Genomic DNA, 24,284 nt, shown 5'->3' on the forward strand with positions numbered 1-24,284 from the left:
TATAACAGCCACAGATTACATTCATATTTGGGATATTTAAGCCCAAATCAATTTGAAAAACAGAGCGATTTATTAATGAAAGTTGCTTAACTGGGGTGTAACATTTTGGTTGACCACGTCAGAAGGCGATGGAAGCCTCAAAGTCTACGTGTGGCTAAAAGAATATGACTATATTGCCATAATGAAAAAAACTAAAAATGGGCAACTGATTTTAATCACAGCCTATTGGATAGAATATGAAAATGTAAAAAGAAAGCTCATGAAAAAATACAACACCAGAAATAAAGAAGCCAACGCATAACGTTGGCTCAACTCCTTCTGCCTTGGGCAGATGAGATATTCATATTATGGACGATTTCTCAGAAAAAAACAATGCGTTTAATTTGAACAACTTTAAAAAGTACCGCATGCCCTACCATAATCAGCCTTTAGTCATAGAGTGAATCAAATTAACATTTTCTTTTTTCGAAGTCGGGGATGATTTTTTTACTTCGGGAGTAAACTTTACAAAAACATCATTTCGTTGAATTTTATGATCATATAAACTTGAGCTCGCAACACTTTTTTTATTTATACTTTCATAGACTTGATTAATTTTGTCGTCATTCTTCATGGTTTTCTCCTTGCTCTTGAATATCTTCAACTTGAGTTGAAATAAAGTCAAAGCAATTTTCTCTGTCTTTAAGTATAGCACTTACCAAATACCTGCCATAATCAGAGATAGTACGAAGCTCTCCAGTTAAATTTAATACATTATTAAATAATCCTCGAGTTTCCTCTCTATCGATAACAAAGCCATGAGATGGATAATCTGATATTAAGGCATTAAGTTTATTATCTTTTAAGTTACCATTATCTAGTCTAATACCATATTCTTGAGCTATACGAAGAGATCTATCAACCTCAGCAACTCTTAGTGGGTCTATTTGGCCAAAAATAGGGGAAAATAAACCTGTAGTAATATCAGTCGATATTTGTGCTGCCATTTTTGTGGAAAAATTCATTCCAGACAATTTTAGAGACGTGAAAGTTCGTCTAAACATTCTTTCTGCCTCACCCTCCAAAAATTTTACTGCTTGAATGGGGGTTAACCCAGACGTACGCTCACTAATCTCATCTTCTTTTAAAAGTTGTATATCGAGAGGACCTAGCTCACCATTACCAGACATAACTAACTCATCTGCACCTAAACACAACAAGGTACCCGCACTTTTACACACACCATCAATTACTACAGTAAACTTTCCTCTGTCATTACTCTCATTCTCGAAACCTTTTTTTCGTGTTTTATAAGCCTGTTGAAAGCAACGAGAAATGATATATGCGGCATTTGGATCTCCACCATGCGTATTCAACAATAGGATAATATTCTTTCTTAATTTTCTGGTACGGCATGTGTCTATTATATAATTGGTAAGATCTCTTGAGATATTCCCAAAGTAACATGCTATATCGGCATCTTGCTCTCGGGCATAACTATCAATCGTTTCTTGTATTTCATTAGACATGTTTACAGTTCTCTTGATTTTATTTTTAAGATTATAGCAGTTAGCCACTATCTAGATTTAGAAAGCTGTAATTGTTAATTATTGCATTATTGTTGTAGATTATTGGTGCGTGTTATTTTCAAGTGCCCCACTAGTGCCCCTTGAAATTACCAAATTTTATTAACTGCTCTGTAACCTATTGATTTAATTGGTGCCCGGGGCCGGAATCGAACCGGCATGGTGTTACCACCGAGGGATTTTAAGTCCCTTGCGTCTACCTGTTTCGCCACCTGGGCATTCTATGCATTGTGGAGGCTGAGGCCGGAATCGAACCGGCGTACACGGCTTTGCAGGCCGCTGCATGACCACTCTGCCACACAGCCCCATCAGTATCTCTATTGCTCTAAAAAAAAAGCGACTTTGTCGTCGCTTTAATTTGGAGCGGGAAACGAGACTCGAACTCGCGACCCCAACCTTGGCAAGGTTGTGCTCTACCAACTGAGCTATTCCCGCGTCTCTACGGGGAGTGATTTTACCGAATTTTCACACCCTGTCAACTACAAAATTAATTTTTTTTCATTAAGTCTGGCCATGCAATAACCAAGTAAACAACCATAGACCAAATAGTCAAAATTGCGGACACATACAGCAGAATAAATCCGAGACTTCCCCACCAGGAATTAACAGGATTAAATGCCAGCAGTAAAATCAATGCGATCATTTGAAACATAGTTTTGACTTTACCTATATAACCCACTGTCACGCTTGCACGTCGTCCGATTTCAGCCATCCATTCCCTTAACCCTGAAATAACGATCTCACGACCAACAATGACTATGGCTGGAATAGTGATGTAATTAATGTCTTTCGCACCCACTAACAACAGTAAACTGGTTGATACTAATAACTTATCAGCAACGGGATCCAAAAAAGCACCAAAAGGTGACATCATTTTCAATTTGCGCGCCAGATATCCATCAAGCCAATCGGTGCACGATGCTGCAGCAAAAATTCCCGCGGCAACTGCATTGGCACATTTGAAAGGTAAATAAAATACAATAATAAATACCGGGACAAGTATTATACGCAACAAAGTTAATAAATTAGGCAAACTGGTTAAAGTACTCATTTGGTTCCTACTCCCTATTCCATATTTGGCAACTTTAAATAGTCTGCCAAGAGCTTATAATCATCAAATACTGCCAAGGCGCCGGCCGTTTTAAGGGCGTCCTCCTGTTGATGGTAAAAATCCACCCCAATAGCAGCAACATTGATACTGGTTGCCATTTCCATATCTATAGCGGAGTCGCCTATCATTAACGTTGTAGATGCATCTCTGCCAAACTCGTCCATAATTTCTTCTAACATTTGCGGACAAGGCTTGGCTGGAACCTGTCCTGCGGAACGTGTCACCTTAAAATAATCATCAAGTCCTGATGCTTGCAGTGCTCTGAGCAACGATTGATGACCTTTATTGGTTGCAATAGCGATGTCAACTTGTGCCTGCTTCAATTTCTGAATAAATTCCAGCGCTCCCGGAAGCAAACACACTTCAGTTGGCCGGGTAATCATGGCATGCTGCACCGCTTGAATCAGTTGTTCCTGTTGTTCGCTTGATAAATGTGGAAATAATTTTTTTAAGGCATTTGTTAAACCCAAATCCACATATTTTCTGGCCTGGTAGGGATCAATCTCTCCAAAACCAAGTATGTTGGCTTCATGAGCTACTGTGTGGAGTATCAGCCCCAAGGTATCTGAAACAGTACCTTCCCAGTCAAAAACGACCAATTGATATGGATTACTCATTGCTCACTAAGCTCCTTGCACGCAAATTTTTTAGTGTATTAGCAAACCGATCATCTACATTAGCCTGAAAAAGCTGCTTGGTACCATTCAAATTAAATTGAATGGATCGTGCATGTAAATAAAGACGATTGTGTTGATTATCTATTCCTTCGACCTCGCCTGCAAGTGATCCGTACTTTTCATCGCCTACAATAACATGTCCCAAATAAGCACTATGCACCCGGATCTGATGAGTACGTCCTGTTTTGGGGCTGGCTTCAACCCAACAGGCCTGTTTGTAATTTTCCAGTAATTTAAAATCCGTTTCAGAAGCCTTTCCATCATCTTTAACCAGAACCATCCTCTCACCCGATTTTAAGGTATTTTTTTCAAGTGCTGCATTTACAGTAATTTTCTTGCTCCCTTCCCAGGGGTGGGTTAACAAAGCCCAATAGGTTTTTTGAATTTCACGTGCTTCAAGTAAAGCCTGAATGGATCGCAACGTACTTCTTTTTTTTGCCAGCAAAAGACAGCCTGATGTATCCTTATCCAGTCGATGGACTAACTCCAGATAGGGCAAATCGGGTCTGGTTTTTCGCAATGCTTCGATTACCCCAAGGCTCAACCCGCTTCCCCCATGCACGGCAATACCCGCTGGTTTGTTAAGAACCAGAAGACATGGATCTTCAAAAATAATGCATTCATTGAGTCGTTTTGCCAGAGCATCGCCAACGAACACCTCTTTGGAGTCCGATGTTCGTATTGGAGGAATTCGTATGATATCTCCTGCATGCAATCGAGAACTGGCCTGAGATCTTTTTTTATTGATTCGAACTTCACCACCTCTGATAATTCGATAAATATGACTTTTCGGAACACCTTTTAAAATGCGAATTAAGTAATTATCTAAACGCTGCCCCTCTTCTTCATTGCCTATTTCTTTATAGCTAACTTCACTCATTGTCAATAAACCTGTTTGCTGGGCGTGAATTTTTTGATATGATTATATATCGCATGGGAACATTCCCTAGCGACCGAATTATAACGCATAAACAGAAAAAAAGTTTAATAGTCGATTAATAATCGACAAAGATTTGTAATTAACTCACTAAAATACATGTAATCACCTAAATTTTTTATCATCATAGCATAAAAAATCTACTGATTATTATTGTTTTAGTTAATTTGATAACAAATCCAACACACGAAGTATCGATCCAGATGAACTAAATGGCTTGAATTTTAATTGTAACTTAAACCAAAAGTCTTAAAATCAGGTTAATTTACTCATTGATGATGAGAAGATTGATGCTTAAGGAACAACAAGATGCGCTTCCATTTAAGTCGAAGATATAAGGAAGCGACCCAATACCAGAGCTAAATTGATTAATATTTCGACAGATACCTGCGCATGCCAGACATGCTTTATACCCAATACGAATTATTTCCGGGCTTCCTCACGCCTCATAAAAAGGCTTCTTTTTTCAACCCACTTAATAAGTAAACGGTATATTTCACAGTGTGCACCTTTGATTATCCAGGTAGCATGCGTACGGTCTGTCCACAAGGTCATGGGTCAGCTTAAAGATCATGCCATTGATTGTTCGCAAAGAGTGTTTTTATACGCTCCTATGGACTATTTGGCTAGGAACTGTTGGCAATTCAAAGGGATGAAGCCAGGATATTGATTTTCGAATCCCGCAGCATGACATGCAACAAAGCATGAGGCCTGCGGAACACTGAACATCAACATCATAGCCCATTCTGGAAGAAATGAAACCAGTTCGAAACAGAGCCTTACACTATCTCAACTTAAATGCCTGCGCCCTAAATATGGGGTTACAGATGGAAAAAATGCTAATCAACGCGATGCAAACTGAAGAGGTTCGTGTTGCACTTATAAAAAACAATCATTTATTTGACCTGGATATAGAATGTCCTGGCGAAGTAAAGAAAAAAGGGAATATATACAAAGCAATCGTCACCAGAAGAGAGCCAAGTCTCGATGCGGTGTTTGTCGAATACGGTTCAAAACGCCAGGGCTTTCTTCCTTTAAAAGAAATTGCACCTGAGTATTTGAGCAGAAACCCGGATGATTTTGGTGATGATAAACCACCCATTACCACATTAATTCGCGAAGGCCAGGAACTCCTGATTCAGGTGGATAAAGAAGAGCGAGGAAATAAAGGCGCTGCTCTTACTACATTCATCACTCTTGCCGGCTGTTATCTTGTTCTAATGCCCAACAATCCTCGTTCTGGTGGAATTTCACGACGGATAGAAGGCGATGAACGCGACGAATTGCGTGAAACATTAAACGCTTTAACCCTTCCTGAAGATATGGGATTGATAATCCGTACAGCAGGTGTTGGCAAAAGCCAGGAAGAGCTGCAAGACGATTTGAACATGCTCTGCAATCAATGGCAATCCATAAAGCAAGCCTATAATTCCGAGCTGGCTCCTTGCCTGATTCATCAGGAAGGTGATGTGATTATTCGTTCCATTCGCGATAACTTACGAAAATCAATCAGTGAAATCATCATTGATGATCAAATTTCCTATATCAAAGCAAAACAATACATTGAGCGTGTAAAACCAGAATTCCTGCCCAATTTGAAACTCTATAACAGCAGCATTCCTTTGTTTAATTTTTATCAGATTGAAAGCCAGATTGAAACAGCATATCAACGTCAGGTAATGTTGCCTTCAGGCGGTGCCTTAGTCATTGATAGAACTGAAGCACTGGTTTCTATTGATATTAACTCTGCCAAGGCTACGGGCGGCTCAGATATTGAGGCAACAGCGCTAAACACTAACCTTGAAGCAGCAGATGAAATCGCTCGCCAATTACGCCTGCGCGATTTGGGTGGCCTGGTAGTTATTGATTTCATCGATATGAGTTCAAGCAAAAACCAGCGCGATGTTGAAAACCGTTTGAAAGAAGCGCTACAAGCTGACAGAGCACGCATCCAGGTCGGTAGAATATCACGCTTTGGCCTGCTGGAAATGTCACGTCAACGCTTGAGATTGTCTCTGGGAGAAACCGCTCAGGAAATTTGTCCGCGTTGTGAAGGCCGTGGCACTGTTCGAAATATTCAATCACACGGATTATCGATCACTCGCTTGATTGAAGAAGAAGCCTTAAAAGAAAAGACTGCTGAAATTCAAGTACAGCTCCCTGCTGAAATGGCTACCTTCATTATGAATGAGAAACGTGATTTCATCAGAGATATTGAAAAAAGACACAGCGTCAGCGTCGTGATTATTGCTAATCCCTACTTACACTCCCCACAATATTCTATAACTCGCTTAAAAGAAGATAATGTGGGTAAGTCCAAGAAGCCAAGTTATACTCTAATCCAACAGCCTGAATTGCAAATTTCCAGTAGCGATAAAGAAGCCGCCGTGCATGATGAACCAGCGGTTAAATCCTTTACTGAACATCAAACAAGAAAACACCCACAAAACAGTTTTATCAAACGTTTATGGACCAGCTTGTTTGGTGGACATACTGAGTCAGCTCCAACCACGTCTGATCAATCTAAAAAGACCCCTGGCCGTCACCACAATCAATCCCGACAAGTAGCCAAGGGACAAGGTGGCGAACGTCGTCAACAAAATAATCCGAACCGCAGACGTCGTCCAGGTGGCAATCAGCAACAAAGAACCAACACTGCAAATCCAGGTGGAACGACCAATCCGAATCAGCAACGGAAGCGAACCAACCCGAATCAGCAATCTCAAGGAGGCCAACAAGGTAACCGAGGTGGTGCTGCAAAAAATGATGGAAATAAAAAACGTGAAGCAGTTTTAGCGAAAGAACCATCTGAAAAATAGTTATTTCAATAATGAGCATAAGAGCTGATACGCTCTTATGCCCTTTCCTGACCTGAATAATTTCTTACACCAAAAATTGATGCTTCATTGTATTGAGGTAGGTTCTATTCAATTTTTAGCAGTTTACTAAAGACTCTGTAGCTGGTTTATATTTTTCTAGTAGGCCTATTACTAAGGAATCCCGGGACTAGAGGAGAACCGGGTTTTATAAGATGTTGGGTAGATTTAGAGCCTGAGTGAGGCCACAAGTAGTGAGGGCCATTGTCAATAAGCCCTCACTATAAACTAATGAGTACTTACCGTGGGCGATGTATATTCCACCGTAGCAATACCCTGTTGTTGTTTGTGCGAAAAGATGCCTTGTCCATGAGATCCCCGCCCTTTTGGCTTTTTAGGTTCAACGTTCTCAGCATCCGGTTGAACTCCAATTTGCTCCAGACGGGAAATATGACCTTCTTGCACAGCTAGTAATTGATTGTATTGTTGTTGTGTATCACTTAATTTACCTGTCAGCTCAGCAAGTTTTGTCTCAGCGTCACAGATTCGATTTGCAATATTATGAAAACCTTCCTTCCTGCCCGAAAGGAATTCATCCAATTGTTTCTGAAAATGAGCTCTCTTTTCTTCATCTTGAACCAGAGTACCTGCCATAGTTTCTACTGCTCCCTGAAGAGTTGTAGACACGAGAGTAGCCTGTTGAATTTGTTTGTCCATGGCATTTTTAACTGCCAGTAACTCGGCAATTTTATCGTTCAATTGCTGCTCATTTTTTTTGTAATCTTCTTTCACTTGATCGAGTAATTCCTGATTTTTAGCCAATAATTCCGTTTGCACTTCAACACTGCTTTTTAGTTTTTCAGCAGATTGCTCAAGGTCATTGCGAGTTTCGCGCAACAAACTCTGAGTTTTTACAAATAATTCCACCTGAGTGGTTAAAGAGGTGACTTCAGATTTTAAATCACTCACACTGTCAGCAAGTTTTCCATTCTCAACGATGAATTTTTCAATTTCGACTTTTAAAGAAACAACAATTTGTTCCAGAGCATTAATCGTAATCTGCAACAAATCTGCCAAACTGAAAATTCCTTCTTTTAATTTCCTTGCAATATCTTCTGTGTGGACGTGATGATCATCGAGAATCATACCGCTGGCAGTGTAAGCCAGTCCATTCACTGCACCTATAACCATTAATACACCAACATGAGCGAATAGCCCAGCAGCTAAAACAGGGCCGGAAACAATAACTCCGCCAAGAATTTTTTGCCAAAGAGGTAACTCACCCCAATATTTGGAAGCCTGGTTGATTATACTTGGATTGCTGGCCATGGTATCAATAATAGAACTTAGGGTCTGTTTTACTTTTAACAGGTCATTTTTAGCGGTAGTGATCTTTTGCAAGCTTTCAATTTCAATTTTTGGCGTTTCAAGACTTGTCAGATCGTCGAGGGTTTCAGGAAGATCTGTAGTAGGTTGCAGAGGATGTGATTCAGTAGGTTCCGGTTCAGAATTAATGGGTTTAGTGACTACTTTGCTGTCTTGTGCCTGAAGCTCTTTATCTTGATCACCCATGATTGCGCTCCTTACAATTAAAAACCATCCTTAGATGTCCATTTTTAATCAAAAATTACTAATAAGACAAGAGTTATCTAATATATTTTTAGATTTTAAATAAATAATAAGAGTAAAATGAAACAAATTCAGTGAAGTACCCAACATTTTGGGTACTTCTCTTAATCATTTATTTATTAGTTGACTTGAGTCAGACGCTGCATCATCCGATTGACTTAGAACCTTTGGTTGAGCAAACGAAGAGGCACTCATTCCAGCACTATCTGCTCCTTTCCTTGAATAGGGACATAACGTTTTAAGTACCTCAGGAGCGTACTGGCCTAATACATCCTTATTCATGGCTTGAGGATCTCCTAACATTTTTTGACCTATCATCATATTGATTTGATGTTTTCTTAAAAAATCAATTAAAGATTCTTTGCTGACTGTCGCAATCTGTTCAGGCAACATTTCTACACAAATGATGTGGGAGCTTCCTTTTTCTGCATCCTCCAATCCATGTCGTTGATACAAATCAAGAAAATATTGCTTCTCTATTAAATTTTCTCTAGGTCCATGAGAGCTCACAATAAGCACACGACTTGAATCAAGCTGAATTTTATATCTGGAAATCCATTGATCAATGGTCTGATGCATTCCGCTTAATTGCAATCGTGTGGCACTACCAGCATATGTTTCATTGATTGATTTCATTTCCTTAAGATACTGAACGTGAATCAATTGAATCTCTGTCAAATTTTTAGCATTCATCAGGTGATCACTGTACAGTACTATTCTGTCAATTACCTCAGATTCAGGAGCAATGCGTTCGTGACTCACTTGCTGTAACTCCTTTAGTCTGTTCTTAATATTCTGTATGTCTTCTTCATGATGTATCTGAAATTGCTGATCATTAATAATGGACTGAATTATCAAATGCAACCAGACACTGCAATGAGAGATGGATTTAATTAAGTTATACTGTAATTCAAGAGCAGGAGTTCGTTCAGACTCAATTTCATAAAGTCGATTATTAAACTGCTTACTCCACAGACATAAACGGCCATTAAGATAAATGATCACATGCTCAATGCCAGTTAAAGGCTCCAGCTTGGCATAACGGCTATGACTGTCAAGAAATTGATGTTTAATAAGTTCAGAAAGATCAGTAATGGATTGTTCAGATGATTTGGAATGGAAAAATCTTAAGCTGGGATTATAACTGGTGCGACTGGATTCTAAAAAGATACCCCCGTTCCTGAGTCGATCTGATACTGCTCTTCAAAAGCCTTCGGGCTGCGACGCGTGTCAACATATGCATTCCCCTATATTAATTAACAATTAAAAAAAACTACAATTCATCATACAAGGTTCATGAAACACGTGTCAACAAATTGCCCACGATGATCATTATGTATCTTATTAAACTGATTCAATTCACGCTTAAGCAACAAAAAAGATAAACATGGGAAAATAATGTCTATTGTTATGAAAATTGATACAATCCGCAGATTATATTTTTAAACAAAGAAACAGTAGATGCTCTTGAAGACAGAGCACTGCTGAAACTCATTTCAAGATAGGAAGTTGCTTTTTATGACCTTTACCATTGGCCAACGCTGGATAAGTAATACTGAATCACAACTCGGTTTGGGAATTATCACTGAATTACAAGGCAGGAATGTAAGCATTAGCTTTCCCGCTGCAGAAGAAGACCGAATTTATGCTATAGACAACGCTCCTCTTAGCCGGATCATTTATAAGATTGGTGAGGAAATCAGCACTAATGATGGCAAAACATTACAAGTTACCGAAATTCATGATCTGAAAGGACTTATTATTTATACAGCACAGGACGCAGATGGAAATGAACATCAGATTAATGAACTGGCTCTAAATTGTTTTATCACATTGAGCACGCCCCAACAAAGGCTATTTAGTGGCTTGCTGGATAAACTCAACGCATTCAAATTACGAATAGACACCCTAAATCATACCAGCCGATTGCAACAATCCAGGGTAAGAGGTCTCCTGGGATCCCGAACCAATCATCTGCCCCATCAAGTATTCATAGCCAGTGAAGTCGCGCAACGCTATGCGCCCCGCGTTCTGCTTGCAGACGAAGTGGGTCTTGGTAAAACCATTGAAGCAGGCATGATTTTGCACTATCAACTGCACACTGGACGAGCCAGTCGGGTACTCATCATAGTACCAGACTCCCTTATCCACCAGTGGTTGGTTGAGATGATTCGACGATTTAATCTCTATTTCTCAATCTTTGATAAAAATCGTTTTGAATTAATGAATAAAGATGAAGAAAATGAAGATTTAGACTGTTGTGATCCAAAGTCTGAAAGTAATTTTTTTGAAATGGAACAACTGGTTCTGTGTAGTCTGGATTTCCTCATGAGTAATGAAGAGGCACGAAAACAGGCCCTCGAAGCACAATGGGATCTTTTGATAGTAGATGAAGCGCATCATTTGCTTTGGTCAGAAGAATCGCCAAGTCCAGAATATCAATTCATTGAACAATTATCCGCTAAAAGCAAAGGGTTGCTCTTACTGACTGCAACACCCGAACAAGTTGGTATTCAAAGCCACTTCGCTCGGCTTCGTCTTCTCGATCCATCCCGCTTTTATGATCTCAATCTGTTTAAACAAGAGGAAGAAGGCTACCAGAAAGTCAATTCTTTAGTTCAGAATTTAATCGCTTACAAAGAAAAGGAACAAACTGATGAACTCAATAGCGATTTAAAATCCCAATTAATCGAATATCTTGGTAACGATCTCAGTCCGAGTATTAGCACTAACATCAAGAATTTATTAGACCGACATGGCACTGGGCGAGTCTTGTTTCGCAATACACGCGCAGCGATTAAAGGCTTTCCAGAACGGAATGTAAACAGTTATCCTCTACCCAATCCACCCCTTTATGCCGCATTGAATGCCATTGAGAACACCGTTAATTTGTACCCGGAGACCCAATTGGGTAATGATATCTGGGTCTTGAGTGATCCGCGTGTTCAGTGGCTTGCTTCCAAAATTAATGAACTGCATCCTCAAAAAGTACTGGTTATCTGTGCCAAAGCAAAAACAGCCCTTGCTCTGGAGCAGTATTTAAAAATAAATGCAGGAATACGCACTACAGCATTTCATGAGGGTTTAACCATCATTGAGCGCGATCGCGCAGCAGCTTATTTCGCTGAACAAGAACAAGGTGCTCAAACCTTGATTTGCTCTGAAATTGGCAGCGAAGGCAGAAATTTTCAATTTGCCCATCATCTTGTTCTGTTTGATTTGCCTCTGAATCCTGATTTACTGGAACAACGTATCGGACGATTGGACCGTATCGGGCAAAAAAACACCATTGAAATTCATGTTCCTTATCTGGTTAATACGGCTCAAGAAATACTGTTTCGTTGGTATCATGAAGGGATCAATTTATTGAAACAAAGTTGCTCTGTAGGGTTCTCAATTTATGAGCAATTTCAAGACCAACTGATGCCAATTCTTCAAGCCAATAACATCCAATCAGATTCCGAACCTCTGAATCGACTTATTGATGAAACAAAAAAATACACTGAGCAAATAAATAAAATGGTTCATGAGGGTCGCGACCGCTTGTTGGAATTGAACTCATGCAATCCTGTTGTCGCTCAAGAGATTATTGCTGAGATAGAGGCTGAAGAAAGCAGTATCGAACTGGAAAACTATATGGCCAAGGTTTTTCATGAATTTGGTATCGATCATGAATATCATTCTGAGCTTGCCGAAATCCTGAGACCCACAGATCACATGAAAACAACTCACTTTCCAGGCTTAAAGGAAGATGGAGTTACGGTTACTTATTCCAGAAGCAAAGCCCTGATCAGAGAAGATATGGAGTTTTTGAGTTGGGAACACCCAATGGTTCATGAGTCTATGGAGATGATACTGAACTCAGAAATAGGGAACGCAACCCTGACCACCATATCGGTGAAAAGCATTGCCCCAGGAACCTTATTCCTGGAAACATTCTACACAATTAATTGTGCTGCACCCAAGCATCTTCAACTGGATAGATTCTTACCCTTTATCCCTATTCGAATTCTAATGGATCTGTCAGGAAAAAATCTGAGCAAAATATTAGACTTCAATCAACTTAATGCAATGTGTGAGCCAGTTAAACGCCATTTGGGTTACCCCATCATAAAACAAGTCACTGGAGATATTGAAATCATTTTAAAAAATTGTAATCGAATTGCCGAGCAACACATGTTGGATGTTATTGAACAAGCAAAAATCCGCATGATTCAATCCATAAGTGACGAAGTCAGTCGGCTTGAATCCTTACAAAAAATTAATCCCACAATCAGAAATGAAGAAATTGAATACTTTAAGCAACAAATCGTTGAGTGCGAGCACTATATTAATTCAGCTGCATTAAATCTCCAGGCACTGAGGGTGGTAATTAATAAATAAGCGAATCACTCATATCGTACTAACATTCGTTCCAGCTCCTTTAGTGAAGAAACCTCGAAATGAGGAGTTATTCCTTCTGGAGCTGCTTTGTTCTGAGTATTAAGCCAACAGGTATGAAGTCCGGCATTTAACCCTCCAAGAATATCTGAATCCGGATTATCTCCCACCATCAATACCTGGTCTCGAGAGGGGTTACCCATTCTGTACAGTGTATGCTCAAAAATTTGGGGATGAGGCTTTGCGTGCCCCACTTCTTCTGAAATCACTATCAATTCAAAGTGATCTTTAAAACCGGTTCGGTCTAAACGAGCTTGTTGTAATTCTGTAAATCCATTGGTTATGATGCCTAATTGATACTGGCCTTTAACCGCATTCAACAAACTTACAGCACCGTCAAGAGGGGTACAAATTTCAGCCATTACAGCCATATAAGTACTGTTTAAATGCTGAGCACTAACCTCCAATTTATCCGCCCAGGGTGCAAAACGTCTATGTTGCAGTTGTTGGGCATTAATGGCGCCATTTTGATAATCTACCCATAATGGTTTATTAATCCGCTCATATTCCTCATAATCCTGCCGAGTAAAGGTCATACCAAACCCTGAAAACATGAGTCCTAATCCTTTAAATGCATCAAAATGAAACAAGGTTTCATCTGCATCAAATAATATCCAGGAATAATCGCCCAATATCTTCTCCTCCAGAATGTTTCTATGATCCATTATATGTATTTAACTACTGCTAAATGAATAAAAATAAAACGAATTATAGGGTGAAGTTCATAAAATAGATACAACTTACAACTAACATGAGTGACAACGGTATCGCGTTTAAATAAATTTCTTTTAATTTTTGTGAGTTCAGGGATGTCATATAGCGTTTCAATCTGTAGCTACAGGATTGACACCGATATTAGGATTGACCCCACAATCATCAAGAATCTTTAATAAATTATTGCCCTTACGGGTCAAACGTTTGATGCAATATTCATCCAGATAACTCTTCAGAACATAGTAATAGTCTGGCAAGGTTAATATATTCAGTATTTTCTCAGCCCTGTCTAAATGCTGCTTGTTTTTATGATCGCAGGCCTGAAAAAGAACGCCTCCTAACATGGCAGCAATGCTCGCCTTTCGCTCCGGGCTGGCTATATAAAAGCGTTGGATGCATTCATCCAGGGCTCGGTCTTTATCCCACTCAACCCATTCATCATATAAAAACATCGATATTTCGGGATTAAATGCTTCTGCTGTCCTCAATTCCTGCATTGCATAAGCCACAGGCACTACCGCCTGGACGTTGGCCCAGGAGCAATTACCGCTTATTTGAGCACTGACCGGCATCTGAGCTATAGGCAATAAACCCAGTTGTTGATTAATTACATGATGAAAATAACGTCTGTTTTGTTTTTTATATAAAAAATCCTGAATAAAATGAACGGTAAATGCCTCTGGTCTTGTTATTCTGTAAATATTGACGCTTCCCTCTTTTTGACTGTTTTCGCCTCTGTCTATCTTGGCCCACCATTGGTGAAAACGCACAAAACAAAGCGCATGCCCTCTGCTTGCTGCGGGAAGAATTAAGATGGGTGATTTTAATAATTCATTGATTCGCTTCAAATGCGCATCAGTGAGTCTGGGTTGATGTTGAAACTGCAACAGTTCTCCTGCATCACTAAAAGCATCCATAATCTTGTGAATAGAGGAAAAATGATCGCGCAAGTGCCGCGTAGAATAGCTGCTGATAAATCGACGTAAGGAATCTTTCACCACCGCCACAGTAAATTCAAGAATAAACCCCTCATAATCCAGCTCTATGAATTCACCTTTGGCATTAACAATGTCAACATCGCCCTGTAATTCAAATCGATGCCCCAATAATTTGGCATGAATAAAATCAAGAGCAAAATCCAGTTTGGCACCATGGTGGTATAACAATTGTTTTAAGGGATCCTGCCCCCGAAGCACAGGATAAACCAATACTGAAAGGCCATTTCGGGTATAAGCATTCGGATCGGCACCATAGTGTAATAACAATCGAGCCATTTCCAGATCATTATTATCTATGGCCCAATGCAAAGGGGTACGACCAGTGACATCGGGCTTGTTGACATCCACTTTTCGAGCGATTAACTGCTCAGCAATTTTGGTTTGGCGGGTAATGGCACATTCAATTAATGGAGTAAAACCGTACTCATCAATATCATCCAAAGATTCGCCTTCCCGAAGATACGCTTCAAACTCAGGCATACGATGACTGATTATATCGTTCGCAATAGTCATTTAGGGCCCCCGTGGGGTGGGAGCGGTTGTGAATTTAGGCATATTACCCAAACGCAATTGTTTTTCTTGCTCCTGTTCTCTTTTTTCATTATCAAATTCACGACGAGCCTCGGTATTTAAAGGCGGCTCAGGGTTGAGATTAGGATCAATACCATCAAATCGCTGACTATCCAATACTGGATGCTGCAAAATACTGTTCTGTAATTCACCCTCAGGGCCGGGCTGAGGTTCAACATCAGAATGTTCGCGAGCTTTGACCGGGGCAATTTGCCGCTCACCCTGCTGTTCAGCAAGTCGTCTTTTTCGCTCCATAGCCTTGGTTTCTGCTACCAAAAAAGAGCCATCTCCGCCCGCTTTGGGTAAGCGTCTGGGTAACTCAGCTTTCTTTTTAAGGAGAACATAAACAGCCCCAGAGCCACCATCTTTAGGCTTCGCGCTGTGAAACGCCATCACTTCGTTAATCTGGGGTAACCAACGATTGATCAGATTTTTTAATAACGGAGGAGCCTTTTTAGGACTGTCAGTACCATGTATTATAAGAAGACACTGTTTGCGATTTTGTAGCTGAGTCCGAATAAATTGTGTTAAAGCTTCGCGGGCGGCTTCTGTTTTTAACCCACGCAAATCAAGTTGTGCCTCCCAATGGATTGTTCCATTTTTTAACTCGCGGAAACGTTGCTCAGAAACACCGGATGTTGCATAAGATAAAGTGGTATCTGAAAAAACTGCGTCTTCGATATCATCAGATAAATAATATTCATCAGCCATTTTTTTTCAAAATCTAAATAGTTATGATCAAAGTATAACTTAGGTTAGAAAAAGTAGTGCTTTTTTTCTCTCGTTGTATTCAAGATAATTGCCCTGTTGGTATTTATACCATAATTTTCAATACGCTCTAATGATTTATCGGATTAACCTGCGCTGCTTCAATCAATCCCCAAAAATCATCACCCCGAACTCAATAGAGGGTCTCCAGATTCAGGCAAAGCACTACCCTAAGAAAGAGCCCTTATTACATTCGGGATGAGGTATCCCGGTATTACTGAGCGGTTATACGAACTCAGCCTTAATACCTACACATATTCTCTTTGCAGAATTTCTGCAATTTGCACTGCATTGGTTGCTGCACCTTTTCGAATATTATCCGCAACCACCCATAAATTTAATCCGCAGGGGTGGGATATATCTTGCCGTATACGGCCAACAAAGACCTCATCATGACCCACTGCATTTTTTATCACTGTTGGGTAACTGGCTTTAGCAGGGTTATCAACAACTTTAATTCCGGGGGCTTTGGAAAGAAGGGTACGCGCCTGATCAGCAGTCATTGGTTTTTTTAACTCCACATGAATTGCTTCAGAATGACCGTACAATACGGGAACCCTGACCGCGGTAGGATTGACCATAATACTCTCATCTTCCAATATCTTGCGGGTTTCCCAAACCATTTTCATTTCTTCGCGGGTATACCCATTATCTTCAAACTGATCGATATGAGGAAGAGCATTAAATGCAATCTGCTCAGAATAAACAGCACATTTTGCAGGTCGACCATTTAAAAGATCACCTACCTGCGCAACCAGTTCTGAAATAGCTTTCTTTCCAGTACCCGATACGGATTGATAAGTTGCTACATTAATTCGGGTAATCCCCGCCTCATCATATAAAGGTTTCAGGGCAACAACCATCTGAATGGTAGAACAATTAGGGTTAGCAATAATGCCTCTCTTGGTGTACTCAGCAATACGATGAGCATTCACTTCAGGAACCACCAGAGGAATATCCTCTTCATAACGAAAACAGGATGTATTATCAACAACGATACAACCAGCTGCAACCGCCTTGGGAGCATACTCTTTAGAAACAGAGCCTCCTGCAGAAAAAAGGGCGATATCCGCTTTACTAAAATCAAATTCGGCTAAATCAAGCACGTCCAATTGCTGATTTTTAAAAGTAACCGTTTTACCAACTGAGCGAGAACTGGCCAAAGGATAAAGAGTCTTTATTGGAAATTTTCTTTCTTCCAATACGGTTAAAAAAGTTTCTCCCACAGCACCTGTGGCGCCTACTATGGCGATATTTAATTGTCTGCTCATTATTATTGCCTCTTTATTTCATGTAGCTGTTGTAAAAATAAATTCTGTCTTTCTGATACTCTAACTGAGCACTTTAACTTAGGTACATTGAGCCTTATGCCGTAAATAATGATCCATCAGCACTAATGCCATCATGGCCTCAGCGATCGGTACTGCTCGAATACCGACACACGGATCGTGCCTGCCTTTTGTTACAACACTAACTTCCTCACCCAATAAATTAACCGTCTTGCCAGGGGTAGTAATACTGGAGGTTGGCTTTAACGCCATACTGACCTCAAGGTTCTGACCCGTAGAAATCCCTCCCAAAATCCCACCGGCATGGTTACTCAAAAATCCTTGTTGCGACATTTGATCCCGATGTGCACTCCCCAGCTGTTCTACTGCTGCAAAACCGGCACCGATTTCCACACCTTTGACTGCATTTATCGACATCATGGCATAAGCCAAGGTTGCATCCAACTTGTCAAAAACAGGATCTCCAAGGCCAACTGGAACTCCTCTGGCGATTACATTGACTCGCGCGCCAACAGAATCCCCCTGTCTGCGCAGTTTCGCAATATACTCTGACAGTTCGTGAATTTGCCGATTATTAGGACAGAAAAAAGGATTTTTATTGATTTCAGTTTCATCTTCAAAAGATAAAACCAAATTACCCATTTGTTGCAGATAGCCTACTATCTCCAAATTTAAAGTCCGGTGTAAATACAATCGGGCAATAGCGCCAGCTGCAACCCGAGCCGCAGTTTCCCTGGCAGAAGAACGACCTCCGCCACGATAGTCGCGATGACCGTATTTATGCTGATAGGTATAATCCGCGTGACCTGGACGAAATAAATCTTTTATCTCATCATAATCACTCGAACGCTGATCCGTGTTTTGAATCAGCAGAGCAATGGGAACACCTGTGGTAATCCCTTCAAATACTCCAGAAAGAATCTGTACCTTATCGTCTTCACGTCGTTGTGTCGTGTATTTGGATTGACCCGGTTTGCGCTTATCCAAAAAGGGCTGAATATCCTCTTCAGTAAGTGGCATGCCTGGAGGACAACCATCAACAACACAACCGATAGCAGGTCCATGACTCTCGCCAAAGGTTGTCACTGAAAATAATGTTCCAAAAGTATTACCAGACATGCGGTACTCACTTAGTTAAAAAATTCATCCAACTGCTGTTTTGTTAATAAAAATATTCCCTGACCACCATGACTCATTTCAAGCCAGGTGAATGGGACTTCAGGATAGACTTCACACAGTAACTCTTCGCTATTCCCTACTTCTACGACCAGTATTCCATGATCACTTAAATAAGCATGGGCGCTTTTGAGAATTTTTTCAACAATAGCCAGGCCATTATTGCTTGTTTCCAAAGCCAATACGGGTTCATGTCGGTATTCATCAGGTAAAGTCTGCATTTCTTCCTTACCCACATAAGGAGGATTGCTTACAATCAGATCGTATTTAATTTGAGGAACCCTGGCAAAGCAATCGGACTCAATCAAAGTCAATTGATCTTCCACCTCAAACCGCTCACGATTGATAGTAGCGACAGCAAGCGCCTCCGAGGAAATATCAACTGCATCGACCTGTGCCTCTGGAAAGGCATAACAACAAGCGATTGCAATACAACCACTGCCAGTGCATAAATCCAGAATGTGATGAACCTCATCTGCCTCTATCCAGGGCGAAAACTGGTTATTAATCAATTCAGCTATAGGCGAACGAGGAATAAGAACTCGCTCATCGACATAAAAAGGCATATCACAAAAATAGGCTTCCTTAATCAGGTAAGGCACAGGAACTCGTTGATTAATACGCTTATCCAACTGTTGGCACAAGTGTTTTTTCTCAGTAGTTGTTAATCGTGCATTAAGCAAGACGGGATCACTATCGTAAGGTAGAGACAAACTTCTTAAAATGAGTGAACGCATATCATCCCAGGCATTATCAGTTCCATGGCCATAATACAAGTTCGCGTCAATGGCACATGACAGACTAAAACGTAAAAAATCAAGAATACTGACCAACTCTTGTGTTTCTTTTATGATGTAACTACTCATTAGTGCTTCGTTCCTTAACATTCTATAACGATAGAAAAGGAACAAATTGTACTCTATGTTGGAATATATGTCATAACCTAAGTTATACTTTGTTTATAATCAACAATCTCCTGCAAAAATATGGCTGATGATTTAATGTCCGAAGAGGACAAGGCCCTGTTTCGTGAACACATGCGTTCCGTTAAGCCATTAAATGAAAAAACAAAGAGGGTAAGCAATCCAGCATCCATGCCGGCACCTCGTCTAATTAAGAAAAAAACGGCTACACAACCCGAGAACAGCACTTATCATTTATCGGACTTCATCAGTGAGACTGTTCAATCCAATTCTGTTTTATCCTATGCTCATCCCAGCATCACAGGATCACGATTACGCAGCTTAAAAAATGGTTTAATTCCCTGGGAAGCCCGACTGGATTTACATGGCTTAAAAACTGAAACAGCCCGAGAGGCGCTCTGCAGGTTCATTCAAGCACAAGCACAACAAAACAAACGTTGTCTATTAATTATACATGGCAAGGGAGGTCACCTGGGCGCTCCTCCTGTCATTAAAAATTTAATTAATCGATGGTTGCCCCAGTTTCATGAAGTACTCGCTTTTCATAGTGCATTGGCTAAAGACGGTGGTCATGGAGCCGTTTATGTTTTATTAAAAAAAAATAATCAGGAAGATTACTACTCTAAAAGCCTACATGACTTGCGTTAGACAACTAATCTGAGGATAATTCGCCAATTATAAAAATATTTTGGGTACGTTATGGAACATTTAGGACAGTTTATTGCAAATCACTGGCAACTTTGGTTAGCCCTTATTGCTATATTGTTTTTAATATTAATCAATGAATTTATATCACAAAAAAAGAAAGCAAAAGAACTCACTCCTCAATCTGCAGTAGATCTGATCAACAATGAAAATGCGGTAGTATTTGATTTGCGCGATAAAGAATCGTTTAAAAACGGTCATATTATCGATTCAATCAATTGCACATTGGACGATTTTGAACAACAAAAAATGAATAAATACAAAAACAAGAAAATAATTCTGGTTTGCGCGCGTGGCTTGCAATCTCCGACTGTGGCTGCCAAAATCAGCACCCAGGGTTACCAGCCTATGGTACTCGGCGGTGGTATACTGTCTTGGCAAAACGCTGACCTTCCATTAGTTAAAGGCAAAGGTTAGACCTATGTCCGAAGTAATCATGTACAGTACAGCTTATTGCCCCTACTGTATCAAGGCCAAAGAGTTATTAAACCAAAAAGGCATCAGCTTCACTGAGATTCGAGTGGATACACATCCGGAACTACGGGAAGAAATGATAATTAAAAGCGGCAGACGTACGGTGCCGCAAATTTTCATTAATGGCCAAGCTGTTGGTGGCTGCGATGATTTATATGCCCTGGAAGCCCAGGGAACATTGAACCAACTTTTAAAAGGATAGGAATATCATGACTGAACAACCCAATAATCCACAAAACAATGACGAAGCTCAATTCATGATTCAAAGAATCTATGTTAAAGACTTATCCTATGAAACCCCCAATACGCCAGCTGTATTCCAACAACAATGGGAACCAGAACTCAATTTAGATCTCAACACCTCCAATACTCAATTGGATAATGGCATTTATGAAGTCGTTTTAACCGTAACTGCAACCGTCGTTAACCAAAAAGCCACCGCATTTCTTGTTGAAGTTAAACAAGCCGGCATATTCACTATTCAAGGCGCTGTAGATAATCAGCTGGATCATTTATTAAATAGCTTCTGCCCAAGCATCTTGTTCCCCTATGCCAGAGAAGCCATTACTTCTCAAGTGATTCGTGGAAGTTTCCCTCAACTCGTTTTAGCACCCATTAACTTCGATGCTCTGTACATGCAACAACTTGCAGAAAAACAAAAAGAAGGCGGTGTTAAAGAAGCAATGTCGCACTAAGCAATGAAGACCAAAACCATTGCCATGCTCGGTGCCGGTTCATGGGGCACCGCAGTAGCAATACATTTAGCCAAAACCGGACATCGCGTTCTGCTGTGGGGTCATAACCCACAGCATGTGGCTCTTATGGAATCGCAACGCGCCAATCCTGATTATCTTCCCGGCATCACCTTTCCTGACCTACTGATTCCAACGGTCAATTTACACCAATGCCTTCATGAAGCGGACTACGTTATTATCGCGGTTCCCTCACATGCTTTTGCAGAACTTCTAAACAAAATTGATCATGTGCCACAAGGCTTAACCTGGTTAACCAAAGGAGTTGATCCCTTAAGCCATAGCTTATTAAGTGATTTAGTTGCTCATCGTTTTGGCTCTGATTATCCTGTTGCTGTAGTTTCTGGCCCTTCTTTTGCTAAAGAAGTAGCAAGGTTCTTACCAACAGTACTCACTTTGGCATGTAATAACACAGACTATCAAAAAAAGATTCATAAATTATTCCATCATGACAATATTCGTGTATATTTAAGTGAAGATTTGATAGGTGTACAGTTATGTGGTGCTGTTAAAAATGTTTTAGCTATTGCCTGTGGCATTAGTGATGGCTTGGGTTACGGTTCCAATGCCAAAGCCGCACTAATTACCCGAGGTTTGGCTGAGATGAGTCGTTTAGGCCTTAGTCTGGGAGCAAAACAGGATACTTTTATAGGTTTGGCTGGTGTGGGAGACCTGGTATTAACCTGTACTGACGATCAATCCAGAAATCGACGTTTTGGATTATTATTGGGAAATAATGTTGCCATTGACGAAGCCGAAAAACAAATAGGACAGGTGGTTGAAGGCAAAAATAATGCTGCGCAAATTTGCGCCATAGCTAAAAATCATCAAATTGAAATGCCTATTTGTGAACAAATAAACGACCTGTTACAAAATAAAATAGACGCACAACAAGCTGTAGTTAATTTAATGAGCCGTCCAGCTAAGGAAGAATAATTGATCGGATGATCAATTGGGGCATGATTCAGAGGTGTTTTACATGAAGAATCTAATCACTGAAAATTACGTTATATGGCTCAATAGATACAAAAATGCCAACGAACAAAATCCCAAAGGTAAATTGGCATCAGACTTAATTATCCGTATTAAAAATGCAGATACTCTTGATCATTTAATATCAGTGTTTTCGGATTACCCCATCCCTACTCCCGATGAATCAGGACACGTTCATGGTCCAGTGAATTTTCATGAACAAATTGCTGGCTGGAAAAAACATCTCGAATCCATTCAATCAGCGCTACCAGCATCACGATCTCTTTTAGAAGAAATGCTCACAGAACTTAAGAGACACTCTAACCAAAGCAATGTTGCTGAACTGAATACCGAGAGGGATGCGGGCGAAACAATACAGGCCAGTGACAGCGCAAAAAAAAGCGCCTCTTTAATTCGGTATCTTCTGGAACTAATCAATCTGCCTAAAGCGGCATTGCATATTCGAATGTTCAGCCTGTTAGAAAAAACGAGACACCCTGATTTTTCCCGTTTAATCGCTTTTCTTGCAGATTTAGACGAAGCACCGTACCCCACGAATCCAAGAAAAGGTGAGTTTGCCGCAGTATTACCACGCAGTGGCGATCATAAATGTTGTCTGCATATGCTCAATAATCTTGTGGCATTAAACAACAGCTCGGATCCACTGTGTGATCTGGGAAATGGCTTGTTACAGCAATCACTGATTATTGATGAGGATTTATCTTTCGAAGAAATCAGTCTGGATGATGAAATCCCCTCTCAGCCAAATCAAGGCTGGTGCAGGCTCATGTAATCGAGCATCCTCCTGATTACGCACTCTCAATCATGCCGTTCACTATAATTTCCGAGTGCAATGATTGACTTCAAATAAGAAGGATACTCTGCCCGCGCAGGATATCCTTCATTGCGTTAAGGATGATGACAATCACAAGGAAATCAAGAAGTTACCTCGCGTCAACCAGTTCTATATCCTCGAGCTTTAACTGTTCGCCTAAAAAGATTTCACCCACTTTCTGAAATCGGCTCACTGAGTCCGTCACTAAATAATGTACTCTGGATGATGCCGCCACAGGATCATCATTAAGCAAATTCTGATTGCTCAATAGACTGTGTAGTGAACGTGCTGTTGCCTGAGCTGAATCAACTACAGTTACATTATCAGGCAGCAAGCTGGAGAGTAAGGGCCTAAACACGGGAAAATGCGTACAGCCCAATAGCACAGCATCCTCATCAGTCACTTTATCCAAATAATGTTTTAAGGCTTCCCTGGCCACCGCATTATCAACCATGCCTTCTTCAGCCAATGCAACCAATACACTGCAAGCACGCGTGTTGATGACCGCTTGTGGCAATTTTATTGCTATAAGCTCTTGGTAGGCTTTAGAAGCTATAGTCGTTTCCGTAGCAAGAACCAGGATACGTTGATTTCGGGTGGCTTCCACAGCCGCTGAGGCGCCTGGAGCAACCACACCAAGAACAGGTATATCAGTCAACATGCTTTGCAGATGGGGCAACGCTGCGGTAGTTGCCGTGTTACAGGCAATAACTAATGCCTTAATGCGCCGTTCTACCAATAGTTTTGCCATTTGCATGGCGTATTGCTTTACCGTATCAGGACTTTTTGTCCCATAGGGTAAACGGGCAGTATCCCCCAAATAAACGAATGACTCTTGCGGTAAACTGGCTCGTAACGCTTTTAATACGGTCAATCCCCCCATACCCGAATCAAATACACCAATAGCCAATTGTTTAGAGTTCAATTCAATGC

24 protein-coding genes and 3 tRNA genes are annotated in these 24,284 nt (G+C 40.5%); 10 read left to right on the forward strand and 17 right to left on the reverse strand.

The annotated features are described in order from the left end of the window. Together ELY21_RS16020 and ELY21_RS05535 are read left to right on the forward strand one after the other, a co-directional pair. The coding region (locus ELY21_RS16020; RefSeq protein WP_370272522.1) for an IS3 family transposase at positions 1-90 on the forward strand (90 nt) is incomplete at its 5' end. 19 nt (positions 91-109) lie between these two features. After that, positions 110-301 (forward strand): hypothetical protein, encoded by a 192-nt coding sequence (locus tag ELY21_RS05535; protein ID WP_127107631.1) that lies wholly within the window; start codon positions 110-112, stop codon positions 299-301. A gap of 120 nt (positions 302-421) precedes the next feature. On the opposite strand, the gene ELY21_RS05540 is transcribed toward ELY21_RS05535, so the two are convergent. From ELY21_RS05540 to ELY21_RS05575, 8 genes are all read right to left on the reverse strand, one after another. Then, positions 422-613, reverse strand: a complete 192-nt coding sequence (locus ELY21_RS05540; protein ID WP_127107633.1) for a hypothetical protein — start codon at positions 611-613, stop codon at positions 422-424. Further along, on the reverse strand, positions 603-1,508 hold the full coding sequence (locus ELY21_RS05545; RefSeq protein WP_127107635.1) for a SppA protein: 906 nt from the start codon (positions 1,506-1,508) through the stop codon (positions 603-605). The genes ELY21_RS05540 and ELY21_RS05545 overlap by 11 nt, the downstream gene beginning before the upstream one ends. 188 nt (positions 1,509-1,696) lie before the next feature. Continuing rightward, a tRNA-Leu gene (locus ELY21_RS05550) sits at positions 1,697-1,783 on the reverse strand. A gap of 13 nt (positions 1,784-1,796) precedes the next feature. Next, a tRNA-Cys gene (locus ELY21_RS05555) sits at positions 1,797-1,870 on the reverse strand. 54 nt (positions 1,871-1,924) lie between these two features. Continuing rightward, positions 1,925-2,000: transfer RNA gene (locus ELY21_RS05560), tRNA-Gly, on the reverse strand. 52 nt (positions 2,001-2,052) lie between these two features. Further along, entirely contained in the window at positions 2,053-2,616 is a 564-nt protein-coding gene (gene pgsA / locus ELY21_RS05565) for a CDP-diacylglycerol--glycerol-3-phosphate 3-phosphatidyltransferase (protein ID WP_127107637.1), read from the reverse strand. A 14-nt stretch (positions 2,617-2,630) separates the two neighbouring features. Continuing rightward, entirely contained in the window at positions 2,631-3,293 is a 663-nt protein-coding gene (locus ELY21_RS05570) for an HAD family hydrolase (RefSeq protein ID WP_028384814.1), read from the reverse strand. Next, on the reverse strand, positions 3,286-4,233 hold the full coding sequence (locus ELY21_RS05575) for an RluA family pseudouridine synthase (protein ID WP_199741645.1): 948 nt from the start codon (positions 4,231-4,233) through the stop codon (positions 3,286-3,288). The genes ELY21_RS05570 and ELY21_RS05575 overlap by 8 nt, the downstream gene beginning before the upstream one ends. 884 nt (positions 4,234-5,117) lie before the next feature. Here ELY21_RS05575 and ELY21_RS05580 point away from each other — a divergent pair. After that, entirely contained in the window at positions 5,118-7,109 is a 1,992-nt protein-coding gene (locus ELY21_RS05580) for an Rne/Rng family ribonuclease (protein WP_081675676.1), read from the forward strand. 285 nt (positions 7,110-7,394) lie between these two features. On the opposite strand, the gene ELY21_RS05585 is transcribed toward ELY21_RS05580, so the two are convergent. Continuing rightward, positions 7,395-8,678 carry a LegC2/C7 family Dot/Icm T4SS effector gene (locus ELY21_RS05585; protein WP_127107641.1) on the reverse strand — a complete coding sequence of 428 codons (1,284 nt, stop codon included), beginning with the start codon at positions 8,676-8,678 and terminating at the stop codon, positions 7,395-7,397. A gap of 165 nt (positions 8,679-8,843) precedes the next feature. Continuing rightward, the gene (locus ELY21_RS05590; RefSeq protein ID WP_127107643.1) at positions 8,844-9,740 is read right to left on the reverse strand and encodes a hypothetical protein; all 897 of its coding nucleotides are present in this window, start codon (positions 9,738-9,740) and stop codon (positions 8,844-8,846) included. A 513-nt stretch (positions 9,741-10,253) separates the two neighbouring features. Here ELY21_RS05590 and rapA point away from each other — a divergent pair. After that, positions 10,254-13,118: an RNA polymerase-associated protein RapA gene (gene rapA, locus ELY21_RS05595; protein ID WP_127107645.1), complete on the forward strand. Its 2,865-nt coding sequence runs from the start codon at positions 10,254-10,256 to the stop codon at positions 13,116-13,118. A 5-nt stretch (positions 13,119-13,123) separates the two neighbouring features. Here the strand turns inward: rapA and yjjG are convergent, their stop codons facing one another. The 6 genes from yjjG to prmB form a co-directional block, all read right to left on the reverse strand. Next, a complete protein-coding gene (yjjG, locus tag ELY21_RS05600; RefSeq protein ID WP_127107647.1) occupies positions 13,124-13,840 on the reverse strand; it encodes a pyrimidine 5'-nucleotidase in 717 nt (238 codons plus the stop codon). 159 nt (positions 13,841-13,999) lie between these two features. After that, positions 14,000-15,400, reverse strand: a complete 1,401-nt coding sequence (ankH, locus tag ELY21_RS05605) for a Dot/Icm T4SS effector AnkH/LegA3 (RefSeq protein WP_127107649.1) — start codon at positions 15,398-15,400, stop codon at positions 14,000-14,002. Then, positions 15,401-16,168, reverse strand: coding sequence for a Smr/MutS family protein (locus ELY21_RS05610; RefSeq protein ID WP_127107651.1), 768 nt, complete (start codon positions 16,166-16,168; stop codon positions 15,401-15,403). Positions 16,169-16,473: 305 nt separating this feature from the next. Next, positions 16,474-17,496, reverse strand: a complete 1,023-nt coding sequence (locus ELY21_RS05615) for an aspartate-semialdehyde dehydrogenase (RefSeq protein WP_127107653.1) — start codon at positions 17,494-17,496, stop codon at positions 16,474-16,476. A gap of 78 nt (positions 17,497-17,574) precedes the next feature. After that, positions 17,575-18,633: a chorismate synthase gene (aroC, locus tag ELY21_RS05620; protein WP_127107655.1), complete on the reverse strand. Its 1,059-nt coding sequence runs from the start codon at positions 18,631-18,633 to the stop codon at positions 17,575-17,577. 11 nt (positions 18,634-18,644) lie between these two features. Next, entirely contained in the window at positions 18,645-19,556 is a 912-nt protein-coding gene (prmB, locus tag ELY21_RS05625; RefSeq protein WP_370272511.1) for a 50S ribosomal protein L3 N(5)-glutamine methyltransferase, read from the reverse strand. A gap of 120 nt (positions 19,557-19,676) precedes the next feature. On the opposite strand from prmB, the gene ELY21_RS05630 reads away from it, so the two are divergent. From ELY21_RS05630 to ELY21_RS05655, 6 genes are read left to right on the forward strand one after another with little or no spacing between them, the layout of a single operon-like run. Then, on the forward strand, positions 19,677-20,261 hold the full coding sequence (locus ELY21_RS05630; protein ID WP_127107659.1) for a Smr/MutS family protein: 585 nt from the start codon (positions 19,677-19,679) through the stop codon (positions 20,259-20,261). Between the two features lie 51 nt (positions 20,262-20,312). Beyond that, positions 20,313-20,735 (forward strand): rhodanese-like domain-containing protein, encoded by a 423-nt coding sequence (locus ELY21_RS05635; protein WP_127107661.1) that lies wholly within the window; start codon positions 20,313-20,315, stop codon positions 20,733-20,735. Positions 20,736-20,739: 4 nt separating this feature from the next. Beyond that, entirely contained in the window at positions 20,740-20,994 is a 255-nt protein-coding gene (grxC, locus tag ELY21_RS05640; RefSeq protein WP_127107663.1) for a glutaredoxin 3, read from the forward strand. A gap of 7 nt (positions 20,995-21,001) precedes the next feature. After that, positions 21,002-21,487: a protein-export chaperone SecB gene (gene secB, locus ELY21_RS05645; RefSeq protein WP_127107665.1), complete on the forward strand. Its 486-nt coding sequence runs from the start codon at positions 21,002-21,004 to the stop codon at positions 21,485-21,487. Positions 21,488-21,490: 3 nt separating this feature from the next. Further along, a complete protein-coding gene (locus ELY21_RS05650; RefSeq protein ID WP_127107667.1) occupies positions 21,491-22,480 on the forward strand; it encodes an NAD(P)H-dependent glycerol-3-phosphate dehydrogenase in 990 nt (329 codons plus the stop codon). Between the two features lie 43 nt (positions 22,481-22,523). After that, positions 22,524-23,309, forward strand: a complete 786-nt coding sequence (locus tag ELY21_RS05655) for a hypothetical protein (protein WP_127107669.1) — start codon at positions 22,524-22,526, stop codon at positions 23,307-23,309. 151 nt (positions 23,310-23,460) lie between these two features. Here the strand turns inward: ELY21_RS05655 and murI are convergent, their stop codons facing one another. Next, positions 23,461-24,276, reverse strand: coding sequence for a glutamate racemase (gene murI / locus ELY21_RS05660; RefSeq protein WP_127107671.1), 816 nt, complete (start codon positions 24,274-24,276; stop codon positions 23,461-23,463). Between the last annotated feature and the right edge of the window lie 8 nt (positions 24,277-24,284).

Origin of the sequence: Legionella sp. km535 (assembly GCF_003990085.1) — a bacterium.
Lineage (GTDB): Bacteria > Pseudomonadota > Gammaproteobacteria > Legionellales > Legionellaceae > Legionella > Legionella moravica.